Raw genomic sequence first — 13020 nt, 5'->3', positions numbered from 1 at the left:
AGCAGCACGATCCCGGTCGCGTTCGGCCACGTCGACACCGACCTCGATCACCGTGGTCGCGACCAGCACGTCCAGCTCGGCGCGTTCGAAGGCCCGCATGACGGTGTCCTTCTCCTCCGGCGGGAGCTTGCCGTGCAGGATCCCGACCCGCAGCCCGGCCAGTTTCTCCTCGATCAACGGGGCGATGTCGAGCACCGCGAGCGGGGCACGCCGCTCCTCGCCACCGTCGTCGTCCGGCGCGGGGCTCGTCGGCGTCCCTCCTTCTCCGTCCCCCCGACCCGGGGGCACACGACGTAGCACTGGTGGCCCGCCTCGACCTCCTCGCGGATCCGCTGCCACACCCGCTCGATCCACGACGGGTGCTCGGCCAGGGGCACGACGGTCGTCGCGACCGGGGAGCGGCCCTTCGGCAGCCCCTTCAGCTCGGACACGGCCAGGTCGCCGTAGACGGTCATGGCCACCGTGCGCGGGATCGGCGTCGCGGTCATCACCAGCATGTGCGGGGCCTTCTCGCCACGGGCGCGCAACGCGTCGCGCTGCTCCACCCCGAAGCGGTGCTGCTCGTCGACCACGACCAGCCCCAGCTCGGCGAACCCGACGGTGTCCTGGATCAGCGCGTGGGTCCCGACGACGATCCCTGCGGCGCCGGACTGCGCGTCGAGCAGTGCCTGCCGCTTGGCCTTCGCCCCCATCGACCCGGTCAGCAGCGTCACCGCGGTCGCGTTCTCCCCCGCGCCGAGCTCACCGCCACGGCCGAGCGCGCCGAGCATCGCGCGCAGCGAACGGGCGTGCTGGGCCGCGAGGACCTCGGTGGGGGCCAGCATCGCGGCCTGGGTGCCCGCGTCGACGGCCTGCAGCATCGCCCGCAGCGCGACGATCGTCTTGCCCGCGCCGACGTCGCCCTGCACGAGGCGGTTCATCGGGTGCTCGCGGGCGAGGTCGGCGGCGATCTGCTCGCCGACCTCCTGCTGGCCCTCGGTCAGCGGGAACGGCAGGTCCGCGTCGAACGCGGCGAGCAGACCGTCGTCGCGGCGCGGGCACACCGGGGCCGGCCGGGCGACGGCGGCCTCCCGCCGGAGCGCGAGCGCGAGCTGGACGCCGAGCGCCTCGTCCCACACCAGGCGGTGGCGCGCGGCGAACAGGTCGGCCTCGGTCTCGGGCACGTGGATGCGCCGCAGCGCCCGCCCCAGCTCCGGCAGCTTCTCCCGCTCGCGCAGCGACCCGGGCAGCGGGTCGGTCGGGTCGTCGATCTGCTCCAGCACCTGGCGCACCGACCGGGCGATGGCCTGCGAGGTCACCTTGGCGTTCGCCGGGTAGACCGACAGGAACGGCCGCAGCGAGTCGCTCTCCTCGATCTCCTCGAACTGCGGGTGGGTCAGCTGCAGCCGGTTGTTGAACACCCCGACCTTGCCGGAGAACACCCCGACGACGCCCTGCTTGATGAAGCCCTGCAGCTTCCAGCCGTTGAAGAAGGTGGCGTCGAGCTCGCCGCCCTTCTCGTCCCGGATGACGGCCTTGAGCATCTTCCCCCGCCGGTTGCGCATCTCGCGCAGCTCGGCGCGCGCCACCGCCGCGACGACGGTGACGTGCTCACCCGCCACCAGCCCGGCGATCTCGGTGAGCCGGCCGCGGTCGACGTAGCGCCGCGGGTAGTGCCGCAGCAGGTCCCCGACGGTCTCCAGCCCGAGCGGGGCCAGCGCGTCCGCCGCCTTGCGCCCGAGCGGCCCGTCGAGCCGGCTGTCCAGGTCGAACCCGTCGTCCATCTACTCCACTCCCAGCACCAGCGGGTAGTCGCCCTGCTCCCCCCGGTGCACCACCACGTCGACCTCCGGGTGGGTGCGGCGCAGGTCCTCGGCGAGCCGCTCCCCGAGATCGTCGGGGGCGGCCGAGCCGAGCAGCACGGTCACCAGCTCCCCACCCGGAGTGAGCATGCGATGAGCCAACCACAGGGCACCGACAGCGAGGTCCGGGGCGATCAGCACGACCTCGCCGTCGGAGATCCCGAGGATCTCCCCCGGACGGCAGGGACCGGCCCAGGTGAGCGCCTCGGCCTCGGCGACGGCCAGCCCGCCGGTCCGGGTGGCGGCCGCGGCCTCGGCCATCGCGACGACGTCGTCCGGGGCGCGCCGCGCGGGGTCGTGCACCGCCAGGGCGGCCAGGCCCTGGAGCACCGAGCTCGCCGGGACCACCACGACGTCGATGCCCTCGAACCGCACCCGCTGCGCCGCGGTCTCACCGACCGTGCGCCGGTGCGTCGCGCACGGCAGCACGACGACGTGCTCGGCGCAGGTCGCGCGGATCGCGGCCAGCACCTCGTCGACGGTCGGGTCGGGGTCGGCGACCAGCACGTTCCCGCCCGCGGCCCGGGCCAGCGCCCCGGCCCCGCTGCTCTCGATCATCAGCAGGACGGCGCGGTCGCGGGTCGGCGGCGCCGGCGGCAGCGCCTCGATCCGGATCCCCGACGGGCGGACCACCGCCAGCCCCGCCTCGACCGCGGGCCCGGCCTCGGTGGTGTGCACGTGCACCATCACCCCGCCGCCGCCGTCCCCGGCGAGACCGACCGAGTCCCCGAGACCGGCGAGCCGGGCGCGCAGCGTCTCCAGCGCGGCCGGGTCGGGTCCGGGCAGCCAGTAGGTGACCTCGTAGACCGGCTGGGGCACCCACGGCACGAGCTCGCCGTCGGCGGTGACCGCCGAGGCCGGACCGGGCGTCCCCACCTGCGACGACGGCGGCGGGCCCGGATCACCGCCCGCCGCGGCGACCAGCGCGTCCAGCACCACGACCAGGCCGAGCCCGCCCGCGTCGACGACCCCGGCCCGCACCAGCTCCGGCGGGCGCCCGGTGGCCCGGGCCAGTGCGGCCCGCGCCGCGTCCGCGGCCACCCGGGCGGCCTCGGCGAGCGCACCGGTCGTGTCGGGACCCCCGCCGTCGGGGTCGGCGTGCCCGGGCAGGCCTGCGACCCGGGCGAGCGCCGGGCCCGACGCCGACGGCCCGGTCGCCGCCCCGGCCGCCACCCGCGCCGCCACGGCCGCCGCGGCGGCGTCCAGCACGGTCAGCGCGGTCCCCGGGCGCGGCGCGGACACCGCGACGGCCGCCAGCCCCGCAGCCCGTCGCAGCGCCCCGGCGAGCAGCTCGCCGGCCGGGGTGTTCGGGCGTCGTGCGGCCGCGGCCGCCAGCTCCTCGGCCAGCCCACGGAACAGCTGGGACAGGATCAGGCCCGAGTTCCCGCGCGCACCGCGCACCGCGGCCGCGGCCAGCGCCGCCGCGGCCCGCACCGGCCGGACGTCCTCGGCGACGGGATCGGCGACGGGCACGCCCCCGTCGAGCGGGGCCGAGGCCGCCGCACGGGCGGTCAGCAGCAGGTTCGACCCGGTGTCGTGGTCGGCGACCGGGAAGACGTTGATCCGGTCGATCTCGGCCCGCCCGGCGGTGAGCCGCTCGGCGGCGGCGTCGATCCAGCGGCGCAGCAGCGCGGGGTCGAACGGCGAGGCCACGGGCCCCACACTAGGGCGTGTCTCCTAAAGTGCGCAACCAGGTGACGATGGCCTTCAGTGCAACTCCGCCGCGGAAGGTCAGGGCGAGTTTGTCGTAGCGGGTCGCGAGGCCGCGCCACTGCTTGACCTCGCAGAACCCGCGTTCGACGACGTTGCGGCCGCGGTAGTCGACCCGGTCGAACGCCGGTGGTCGACCGCCGCGTGTGCCGCGTCGTTTCCGGTGTCCCTGCTGGTCAGCCGGCTCCGGGATGACCGCGACGATCCGTCGTCCGCGCAGGTGGGCGCGGATGGCGCGTGAGGAGTAGGCCTTAGAGCGCCCGGCAAATGAGGTCGTGGGGGTGTCGTTGCAGGTAGAGGCACGGACTCTCCAGGCGACCATCAGGACATCAGCAATCCCATGATCACTTGCAGGTCCGTGTCTCTACCAACACCGACACACGGCCACCTCTACTGCCGGACGCTCTTATCTGCGCGGACCCGCTCGGGCCGGGTCCGCGGTCGGCCCGGACCGACCCGTCCGACGCTCAGATGTGACATCAGGTGCGCGAACATCGGGGCGTCACCGGCCTGGCCAGGGCCGACCAGTACGACCAGCGGGCGGCCGTGTCCGTCAACGAGCTGGTGGATCTTCGTGCCGAGCCCTCCGCGGGAGCGGCCCAACGCGTGATCGGGCGGCTCGATCAGCAGATTCTTGTAGTTCGATCCGGCCCCCTGTGTCCCGCTGCAGGGTCGCGGCGTGTTGGTGAGCGCGGATGATCGTCGAGTCGACCGACACGGCCCAGTCCACGAGACCGGCGGAGTCGGCATCGGCGAGCAGAGCTGCGAGAACCTGGTCCCAGGTGCCGTCACCGCAGTAGCGGCGGTGGCGTTTCCATAGGGTCTGCCACAGCCCGAACTCGACCGGGACATCACGCCAGGCCAGCCCGCAGCGGAACCGGTAGATGATCCCCTCGATCACTCTGCGGTGATCGGCGAACGGGCGCCCTGGCATCCCGTCCGACGAGGGCAGTAACGGCTCGAGTCGGTCCCACTGGGCATCGGTCAGGACGGCACGGCGCGACACCTACTGATCATCGCGCAGGCCCGACCAGCCGGGTTAGGAGACGCGCCCTAGGTGCGGGGGCGCCCCCGGTGCCGCCGGACGCCCCCGCGCGCCGGTCACGACACGGGCGTGGCTAGACTTGAAGGCCGAACCCCGGCACGTCCGTGCCGGGAATCCGTTCGTGAATCTGTTCGTCAACCCGAGGAGTGTCCGACGTGGCTGCCGTCTGCGACGTCTGTGGCAAGGGTCCGGGCTTCGGCATGTCCGTCTCGCACTCGCACCGCCGCACCCACCGCCGCTGGAACCCCAACATCCAGACGGTGCGCGCCGCGATCAACGGCGGCAACCGCCGTCGGATCAACGCCTGCACCTCCTGCCTGAAGGCGGGCAAGGTGACCCGCGTCTGAGAGGTCGTTTCAGAACGACTTGTCGAGTTTCCATTGACCCCTCGACGACAGATCAAACGGCAGGTCAGATAGCCGCTTGTCGTCTACAACAGACACGTCGACCTCGTTCTGAAATGACCTCTGAGTGCGCGAGACCCGAACCACGATCGAGGCCCGGTCCCCCGAGGACCGGGCCTTCGTCGTTCCCGGGGCCGGTTCACCCGACCAGGGACCGCCACCAGCTGCGGCGTGCCCCGCGAACGGTGACCGATCCCATGCCGACCCTGCCGTGCACCACGAGGTGCGGCCCGGCGGCTCCGGGGGTCGCGGGCACCCGGGTCTTCACCTCGCCCCAGGACGCCTTGGTGCCGTCGACGTCGGCGGTGCCGCCCTCGGGCAGCACCAGCACGATCTCGCCCATCCCGAGCGCGACCTCGATGTCGATCCGCGGCGGCAGCGACCGGACCTCGGACAGGTCGAGGTGGATCGTCCCCATCGACGACGACAGGTGCAGGGCCGCGGGCACCTGCCAGTCGCCGGTGCGCTTGATCGTCCCCGCACCGGTCCGCAGGTGCACCCGCTCCGAGCGCGCGGGCGGGCGGGCCGGGGTGGGCGCGAGCGCGGTCACCGACGGCGGCAGCCCGCCGGGCAGGTCCGCCAGCGGCGGCTGCAGGTCCCGGGCGACGCGCGCGGCGTAGACGGCGTCGAGCCGTTCCTCGAGCTCGGTCAGCGTGATGCGGCCCTCGCCGAGGGCGTCGTGCAGGCGGCGGGCCGCCGCCTCACGGTCGGCGTCCGATATGCGCATGTCCCCCGGGTCGTCCACCCGGTCCAGCCTAGGGCAGCTTCCAGTCGACGGGTTCCCCGCCGATCTCCTCCAGCAGGTCGTTGGCCCGGCTGAACGGTCGCGACCCGAAGAAGCCGCGGTCCGCCGACATCGGCGACGGGTGCGCCGACTCGATCGTCGGCACGTCCTCCAGCAGCGGCGCGAGGTTGCGGGGCGTCGCGGCCCCAGAGGATCGCGACCATCGGCTCGGCGTCGCGGGCCACCAGGGCGCGGATGGCCTGCTCGGTGACCTCCTCCCAGCCCTTGTTGCGGTGCGAGGCGGGCTCTCCCGGCGCGACGGTCAGGCACCGGTTGAGCAGCAGCACACCCTGCTCGGTCCACGGGGTCAGGTCGCCCGAGGTGGGCGCGGGGTGGCCGAGGTCCTCGGCGTACTCGCGGAAGATGTTCTGCAGCGAGCGCGGCAGGGGGCGGGTCTCGGGGGCGACGGAGAACGACAGCCCGACGGCGTGCCCCGGGGTCGGGTACGGGTCCTGCCCGACGAGCAGCACCCTGACCTCGTCGAAGGGCTGCTGGAACGCGCGCAGCACGTTCGCCCCGGCGGGCAGGTAGCGGCGGCCCGCGGCGATCTCGGCGCGCAGGAACTCGCCCATCGCGGTGATCGTCTCGGCGACCGGTTCCAGGGCCTGGCCCACCCGGCCTCGACGACCTCGTGCAGCGGCTTGGCCATCAGCCCTCCAGCCGGCGCAGCTGGGAGGCGAAGCGGCGGCCCCGGTCGACGTAGGACTCCACGGCGTACCGCCAGCGGTCGGCGGGCACCTCGTAGCCGTCGCGGACGCGGGCGGGCACCCCCAGCGCCATCCGGTACGCCGGCACGTCGGCCTTCGGGGACACGACCGCGCCGGCGGCGACGATCGCGCCCTCGCCGATCGTCGAGCCGTTCAGCACCACCGAGCCGGACGAGATCAGCGCCCGGTCGCCGATGGTGGCCGCCTCGATGTGCACGTTGTGCCCGACGGTGACCTCGTCCCCGATGACCGTCGGCCGCTCCAGGGTCGTGTGGATGATCGACCCGTCCTGGATGCTGCTGCGGGCACCCACCTCGATCCGGCCGTCGTCGCCACGCAGCACCGCGGTCGGCCAGACGGTGGACTCCGGGCCCAGCGTCACGTTGCCGATCACGACGGCGTCCGGATGGACGTAGGCGGTCGGATGGATGTCCGGTTCGGCGTCACCGAGCGCGTACAGAGGCACACCGGGAGGGTACGAAGCGCTCGCGGGCCGCCACGCCGGGGGCCCACCCACCCGCGGGAACGTGCGCGGCGCAACCGATCGGAGTGACCGGAACCGGCGGTGTGGAAACCCCGTCGAACGGGTAGAAGCTCCCGAGTCATGATCAGGGTGCGCGGCACCCCCGGCCCCCTGGACGGAGGCGCTGCCCGGTGATCCCCCTGGTCACCCTGGGCGGAGCGGTCGCGCTGGCGCTGCTCGCCCCGGTGCTCGCCCGGCTGCTCGGACGCGACGCGGGCTACCCGCTGGCCGTGGGCCTCGCCGCGCTGGCCGTCTACGCGAACACCGCCGCGGGTGACGTCGTCCGCGGGGAGGTCCTCACCGCGGGCGTGTCCTGGATGCCCTCGCTGGGCATCTCCTTCGGCCTGCGGATGGACGGCCTGTCGCTGCTGTTCGTGACGATCGTGCTGGGCGTGGGCGCGCTGGTGATGGCCTACTGCCCGCGCTACCTGGAGTCCTCCTACCCGATCGGCACGGTCTACGGTCTGCTCGCCGGGTTCGCCGCCGCCATGATCGGGCTGGTCACCGCGAACGACCTGGTGCTGCTCTACGTGTTCTGGGAGCTCACCACCGTCCTGTCCTTCCTGCTGATCAACACGGCCGGGCCGGCGGCGGCGCTGCCCGCGGGTCGCGCACTCGTCGTGACGGCGATGGGCGGGTTCGCCCTGCTGGGCGCGGTGGTCATGATCGGTGTCGCAGCCGGGAGCACCAGCCTCGACGTGGTCCTCGCCGACCCGGGTGCGGTGCTGGCCGATCCCCTGGCCCTGCCCGCGGGGGCGCTGCTGATCCTGGCCGCGGCGACGAAGTCCGCGCAGCTGCGTTCACCTTCTGGCTGCCCGGCGCGATGGTCGCGATGACCCCGATCAGCGCGTACCTGCACGCCGCGACGATGGTCAAGGCCGGCATCTACCTGCTGATGCGGTTCACCCCGATCTACGTGCCGTCGGTGGCCTGGTCGGCGGTGCTGGTGCCGCTCGGGCTGGCGACGGCCGTCGTCGGGGCGGTGCTGGCGCTGCGCGAGCACGACCTCAAGGCGATGCTCGCCCACTCCACCGTCAGCCAGCTGGGCCTGCTCACCGCGGCGATCGGCGTCGGCACCTCGTACGCGCTGTCCGCGGCGGTGCTGCACACCTTCGCGCACGCCCTGTTCAAGGCCACCCTGTTCATGCTGGTCGGCATCATCGACAAGGAGGCGGGCAGCCGCGACGTGCGTGAGCTGGGCGGCCTGCGGAAGGTCATGCCGGTCACCGCGGCACTGACCGGGGTCGCCGCGCTGTCGATGGCGGGCGTCCCGCCGCTGCTGGGGTTCGTGTCCAAGGAGAACCTCTACGAGGGTTTCCTGGAGGCCGACTTCGCCCCGGGCGCCGGTCCGGTCGCCGCGGCCGTCGCGGTCGTGGCGTCGGCGCTGACCTTCGCCTACTCCGCACGGATCGTGCACGGCGCGTTCGGCGGCAGGCTCAGCCAGCCCGGCCTGTACGAGCCGTCCCGGGCGTTCCTCGCCCCGGCCGCCGTCGCCGCACTGCTCGGGCTGGTGCTCGGACCCGCGGTCCGGGTGCTGAACCCGCTGACCGACCGCGCGGCCCGCGACCTCGACCCGGGCTCGGAGCCGGTCACGTTCGTGCTGTGGCCCGGGTTCGGGACCGCCCTGGTCCTGTCGGTGCTCACCATCGCCGCCGGCTACGCGTTGTTCCACTGGCGCGACCGGGTCGACCGGGCCCTGGAGCGGCTCCCGGTGCCCGACGGTGCCGCGGCCTTCGACCGGGTCCGGGCCGGGCTGCTCGCCCTCGGTACCCGGGTGGGACGGCCCGACACCGACCCCTCCCCCGCCGCCGTCCTGGCCCGCCCGGTGCTGGCGCTGCCGGTGCTCGCCGTCGCCGCCGGGGTCGCCCTGCCCTCGCTCACGCCGTTCCCCGCGCCGGTCAGCCGGCCGCTGGACTGGGTGGTCGTGGTGCTCGTGGCGGCCGCGGTCGCCGGGGCCGTGACGACCCGCTCGGTGACCGCGGCGCTGGCGCTGACCGGCTTCGGCGGTCTGGCGACGGCGTTGTGGCTGCTGCTGGCCGGCGCGCCGGACGTCGCGATGACCCTGCTGCTGGTGGAGGTGCTGACCACCGTCGTCGCGGTGCTGGTGCTGCGCGGCCGTGGGGTCCGGCTGCGCCGCCCGGCCCGGTGGCGCCGCGCGCCGGCCGCGGTCGCGGCGGTGGCGGCCGGTCTGTCGCTGGGGGCGGCGACCTACGTCCTGACCGGGCGCCGCGGGCCGTCGCCGGTCGGCGGGTACCTGCTGGACACCGCGGAGGCCGCCACCGGCGGGACGAACGTGGTCAACACGATCCTGGTCGACTTCCGCGGCATGGACACCTTCGGGGAGGCGGTCGTGGTCGGGGCCGCGGCGCTGGGGCTGCTCGTGCTGATCCGGCGCGGCGAGGCCGGAGCCGAGGGGAGCCCGCGGCAGCGCGTCGCCACCGACGGCCCGGCCGACACGATCGTCATGCGGGTGGCGAGCCGGGTGCTGGCCCCGCTGATGCTCCTGATGTCGCTGTTCCTGCTCTGGCGCGGCCACGACGAGCCCGGCGGGGGTTCATCTCCTCGCTGGTCGGGGGCGTCGCGATCGTGTTCCTGCGGCTGTCCCACCGCGGCGACGCGTGGGCGCTGCGCCTGCGCCCCGAGCCGCTGGTCGGGTCCGGGCTGCTGCTCAGCCTGCTCACCGGGATCGCGGTGTACCCGCTGGGGCTGCCGTTCCTGACGCCGGTGTACCTGCCCGGCGGTGTGCTGCTGTCGTCGTTCGTGTTCGACCTGGGGATCTATCTGATGGTGGTGGGGCTGATCGTGGCCGCGACCGACCGGATCGGCGGGCGCGCCCGTACCGGCTCCCTGCTGGGGAGCTCCGGGTGACGGCCGCGGTCGGGCTCGGTCCCGCGCGCGCGACCCGTCGGGGGGGCAGCAGGACGCGGGGCTGCGGCGCTGCGGGCGTTCCTGCGCTGCCGGCCGCGGTCCGGACGGTCGCCCGCGGTCGTGGTCGCCCGTCGCGGGGGTCTACCTGGTCCTGCAGCGCGAGCTGCTGCGCACGGTGCTGGGGTTTGTGCTGCTCGGGCACGGGGTGAACGTCCTGATCATCTCCGCGGGCGGGATGGCGACCCGCGAGCCCGCGCTGCTGGGGCAGCAGGACCGGGCGCGATGGCCGACCGCTGCCGCAGGCGTTCGTGCTGACCGCGATCGTGATCGCCTTCGCGATCACGGTGTACCTGCTGGCCCTGCTCAAGGCGGCGACGAGGACGAGGGCGGGGAGACCGCCCGGTGACCGCCCGAGGCGCTCGTCGTCGCGCCGATCCTGGTCCCGCTCGCCGCGGCGGGCTGCTGGTCCTGCTCACCGCGCGCCCGCCGGGCGGGGGCGGGCCGTTCCTGCTGCCGATGACGGCGCGGCGGATCGTCGCGTTCACCGCGCTCGCCGCGTCGACGGCGGTGTCCGCGGGCCTGCTGGCCGCCACCGCGGACGGCGCGGTGATCGTGCAACGGCTCGGGAACTGGCCCGCGGGCATCGCGATCCCGCTGGCCGCCGACGCGTTCGGCACGATCATGCTGACCGTCACCGGGGTGCTGGGGATCGCCTGTCTGGCGTTCGCCGCGGTCACCGGATCCGACACCGACCGCGCGTTCCTGCCGCAGTCGCTGCTGCTGCTCGCCGGGGTGCACGGCGCCTACCTCACCGCGGACCTGTTCAGCCTGTTCGTGTTCATCGAGGTCATGCTGGTCCCCAGCTACGTGCTCATCGCGACCGGGCGGGGCCCGGAGCGGATCGCGGCGTCGCGGCTGTACCTGACGGTGAACCTGCTGGCCTCGACCGTGTTCCTGGCCGGGCTCGGCCTCGTCTACGGCGTCGCCGGGACCGTGCAGCTCGGCGACCTCGCCGGGCGCGCGGTGACCGACCCGGCGCTGGCGGCGGCGACCGCGGTGATCCTGCTGGCGCTGTCGGTGAAGGCCGCGCTGGTGCCGCTGCACAACTGGCTGCCGCGGGCCTACACCCCCGCCGCCCGGCCGCGGTCACCGTGCTGTTCTCGGGCCTGCTGACCAAGGTCGGCGTGTACGCGCTGTTCCGCGTCTACTCCGTCGTCTACGACGGCGACCCGCGCTTCCTGCCCGTCGTCCTGGTCGCGGCGCTGCTGACCATGGTCGTCGGGGTGCTCGGCGCGGTCGGTGCGGGCGGCATGCGTCAGATCTCGACCTTCCACATGGTCAGCCAGATCGGCTACATCGTGCTCGGCCTGGCGATCTCCACCCCGGCCGGGCTGGCCGCCGCGATCTACTTCCTGGTGCAGTACGTGCTGGGTGGTGCTGCTGGTCAAGGCGGCCCTGCTGATGGTGCCGGCGCCGTCGAGCAGTACGTCGGCACCGACACGCTGTCCCGGCTGGGCGGGCTCGCCGCCCGCAACCCGGCGACCGCGGTCGCGTTCGCGCTGTCGGCGCTGAGCCTGGCCGGGATCCCGCCGCTGTCCGGGTTCGTCGCGAAGCTGGCGCTGGTCGTCGGGGCGGTCGAGGCCGGGATGGTCACCGCCGCGCTCGTCGCGGTCGGGGTCAGCGTGGTCACGCTGCTGTCCATGCTGAAGATCTGGAACGGCGCCTTCTGGGGCGGCGACGCCCCGGAACCGGACCCCGGGGCCGGCGCGGGCACCGTGGTCGCGCTGCGGGTCCCGGTCCGTGCGGTGGTCCCGGCGCTGGCGCTGGGGTCGCTGTCGCTGCTGCTCGGGCTGTGGGCGGAGCCGCTGCTGGCGCTCTCGACGGTCGCCGGACAGGGTCTCGCCGACACCGCCGCCTACGTCGGGGCGGTGGGCACGCCGTGACGACCCGTCGACGTGCACCCGGCCGCGGCGGGCGCGCCCGCGCCGCGGTGGGGTTCCTGCTGTGGTTCACCGGCGAGTTCTTCCACGCCAACGCCGTCGTGCTCCGCGAGGTCCTCACCCCCGGGCACGGGATCGACCCGGCGGTCGTCCGGGTCCGGCTGCGGTCGCGGAGCATGGTCGAGATCGCGTCGATCATGAGCCTGCTGAGCCTGACGCCCGGCACACTCGCCCTGAACCTCACCACCGGCTCGCGCAGCCCGGAGCTGCTCGTGCACGGCATGCACGCCGCCGATCCCGAACAGCTGCGCGCGAGCGTGCACGAGATGGAGGACAGGTTGCTGGCGTTCCTGCGTCGCCCCGCCCCGGGCGTCGTCGACCTCGATCCGGAGGAGACCTCGTGAGCATCCTGCTGCTGGACGCCGGGATCGTCGTCCTGGCGCTCGGCCTGCTGGTCGCCGTCGGGCGGGTACTGGCCGGGCCCACCGACGCCGACCGCGGGCTGGCCGTCGACTACGGCTTCGCGGTCGTCGTCGGGCTGGTCGCGCTGCTCGCGGTGCGGCTGGGCTCCACCGCGATGCTGGACCTCGTCGTCGTCGCGACCCTGGTCGGGTTCCTCACCACGGTCGCCGTGGCCCGGCTGATCTGGGCGGAGAAGGGGGCGAAGCGGTGAGCGTGCTCGTCGGCGGACCGGTGCAGAACGCGATCGGCGGGGTCGTGCTCGGTGCCGGGGTGCTGCTCGTCGCCGCCGGCGCGGTCGGCATGGTGCGCCTGCCCGACGTCTACAACCGCACGAACGCCGTGACCAAGGCCGCCGGGCTCGGGATCGTCGCGATCCTCGTCGGCGTCGCGGTCCTGGTGCCCGAGCCCGGGGTGCTGCTCACGCTCGGCGTCGCCGTGGCGCTGCAGCTGTTCACGATCCCGATCGCGAGCTTCGCGATCGGGCACGCCGCCTACCGCTCCGGGCCCCCCTCGACCCCGTCCACGCTGCGCGAGGACGCGCCCGGCTCCGGCGAGGACGGCTGAACGGTCCGCACCTCGCGGGCACGGGCGTCGGCGTCGATGTCCTCCCCCAGGTCGTCGACGACGAGTGCGCTCCGGTCGATCGCGCCGCTGCGGTAGGGCCGACCGCCCGCACCACCTGCGAAGATGACCAGGCAGCGTCGAGCAGCTCTCGAACAGCACGACCAGGATCAGC

Annotated in this window: 15 protein-coding genes and 2 pseudogenes; 7 read left to right on the top strand and 10 right to left on the bottom strand. The window is 74.2% G+C overall.

The window, feature by feature from the left end:
• From KPF47_RS41260 to KPF47_RS36160, 6 genes are all read right to left on the bottom strand, one after another.
• A partial coding sequence (locus KPF47_RS41260) for a helicase-related protein (RefSeq protein WP_374108944.1) occupies window positions 1-195 on the bottom strand: 195 nt, incomplete at its 3' end.
• Entirely contained in the window at window positions 174-1763 is a 1590-nt protein-coding gene (locus KPF47_RS36180) for an ATP-dependent DNA helicase RecG (RefSeq protein ID WP_374108943.1), read from the bottom strand. The genes KPF47_RS36180 and KPF47_RS41260, both read right to left, overlap by 22 nt.
• The gene (locus KPF47_RS36175; protein WP_224391676.1) at window positions 1764-3494 is read right to left on the bottom strand and encodes a DAK2 domain-containing protein; all 1731 of its coding nucleotides are present in this window, start codon (window positions 3492-3494) and stop codon (window positions 1764-1766) included.
• 10 nt (window positions 3495-3504) lie between these two features.
• Window positions 3505-3873: a transposase gene (locus KPF47_RS36170; protein ID WP_374108899.1), complete on the bottom strand. Its 369-nt coding sequence runs from the start codon at window positions 3871-3873 to the stop codon at window positions 3505-3507.
• A gap of 68 nt (window positions 3874-3941) precedes the next feature.
• Window positions 3942-4154: a hypothetical protein gene (locus KPF47_RS36165; RefSeq protein ID WP_224391674.1), complete on the bottom strand. Its 213-nt coding sequence runs from the start codon at window positions 4152-4154 to the stop codon at window positions 3942-3944.
• Window positions 4105-4557 carry an IS5 family transposase gene (locus KPF47_RS36160; protein ID WP_224387966.1) on the bottom strand — a complete coding sequence of 151 codons (453 nt, stop codon included), beginning with the start codon at window positions 4555-4557 and terminating at the stop codon, window positions 4105-4107. Before KPF47_RS36160 ends, KPF47_RS36165 begins: the two co-directional genes overlap by 50 nt.
• Before the next feature lie 194 nt (window positions 4558-4751).
• Between KPF47_RS36160 and rpmB the strand changes: the two genes are divergently transcribed.
• Window positions 4752-4943: a 50S ribosomal protein L28 gene (rpmB, locus tag KPF47_RS36155; protein WP_020627372.1), complete on the top strand. Its 192-nt coding sequence runs from the start codon at window positions 4752-4754 to the stop codon at window positions 4941-4943.
• Between the two features lie 9 nt (window positions 4944-4952).
• On the opposite strand, the gene KPF47_RS39495 is transcribed toward rpmB, so the two are convergent.
• The 4 genes and pseudogenes from KPF47_RS39495 to KPF47_RS36140 form a co-directional block, all read right to left on the bottom strand.
• Entirely contained in the window at window positions 4953-5087 is a 135-nt protein-coding gene (locus KPF47_RS39495) for a hypothetical protein (protein WP_255660512.1), read from the bottom strand.
• 52 nt (window positions 5088-5139) lie between these two features.
• Complete coding sequence (locus KPF47_RS36150; protein WP_224391672.1) at window positions 5140-5727, bottom strand: DUF1707 domain-containing protein; 588 nt, start codon at window positions 5725-5727, stop codon at window positions 5140-5142.
• A gap of 28 nt (window positions 5728-5755) precedes the next feature.
• Window positions 5756-6436: pseudogene (locus KPF47_RS36145) on the bottom strand (uracil-DNA glycosylase).
• Window positions 6433-6957: a gamma carbonic anhydrase family protein gene (locus tag KPF47_RS36140; RefSeq protein ID WP_224391671.1), complete on the bottom strand. Its 525-nt coding sequence runs from the start codon at window positions 6955-6957 to the stop codon at window positions 6433-6435. Before KPF47_RS36140 ends, KPF47_RS36145 begins: the two are co-directional and overlap by 4 nt.
• Before the next feature lie 374 nt (window positions 6958-7331).
• On the opposite strand from KPF47_RS36140, the pseudogene mbhE reads away from it, so the two are divergent.
• The 6 genes and pseudogenes from mbhE (at window position 7332) to mnhG (ending at window position 12848) form a co-directional block, all read left to right on the top strand.
• Window positions 7332-9882: pseudogene (mbhE, locus tag KPF47_RS36135) on the top strand (hydrogen gas-evolving membrane-bound hydrogenase subunit E).
• A 402-nt stretch (window positions 9883-10284) separates the two neighbouring features.
• Window positions 10285-11055: a proton-conducting transporter membrane subunit gene (locus KPF47_RS40650; RefSeq protein ID WP_308015580.1), complete on the top strand. Its 771-nt coding sequence runs from the start codon at window positions 10285-10287 to the stop codon at window positions 11053-11055.
• Window positions 11034-11825 (top strand): proton-conducting transporter membrane subunit, encoded by a 792-nt coding sequence (locus KPF47_RS39475; protein ID WP_308015579.1) that lies wholly within the window; start codon window positions 11034-11036, stop codon window positions 11823-11825. Before KPF47_RS40650 ends, KPF47_RS39475 begins: the two co-directional genes overlap by 22 nt.
• The gene (locus KPF47_RS36120; RefSeq protein WP_224391668.1) at window positions 11822-12226 is read left to right on the top strand and encodes a Na+/H+ antiporter subunit E; all 405 of its coding nucleotides are present in this window, start codon (window positions 11822-11824) and stop codon (window positions 12224-12226) included. The genes KPF47_RS39475 and KPF47_RS36120 overlap by 4 nt, the downstream gene beginning before the upstream one ends.
• Window positions 12223-12495, top strand: a complete 273-nt coding sequence (locus tag KPF47_RS36115; RefSeq protein ID WP_224391667.1) for a monovalent cation/H+ antiporter complex subunit F — start codon at window positions 12223-12225, stop codon at window positions 12493-12495. Before KPF47_RS36120 ends, KPF47_RS36115 begins: the two co-directional genes overlap by 4 nt.
• Window positions 12492-12848, top strand: a complete 357-nt coding sequence (gene mnhG, locus KPF47_RS36110; RefSeq protein WP_224392920.1) for a monovalent cation/H(+) antiporter subunit G — start codon at window positions 12492-12494, stop codon at window positions 12846-12848. The genes KPF47_RS36115 and mnhG overlap by 4 nt, the downstream gene beginning before the upstream one ends.
• Window positions 12849-13020 lie beyond the last annotated feature (172 nt).

Origin of the sequence: Pseudonocardia sp. ICBG1293 (assembly GCF_020131355.1) — a bacterium.
GTDB lineage: Bacteria > Actinomycetota > Actinomycetes > Mycobacteriales > Pseudonocardiaceae > Pseudonocardia.
Note: the sequence above shows the minus strand (reverse complement) of the source record. Positions and strands in the feature narration are given on the sequence as shown.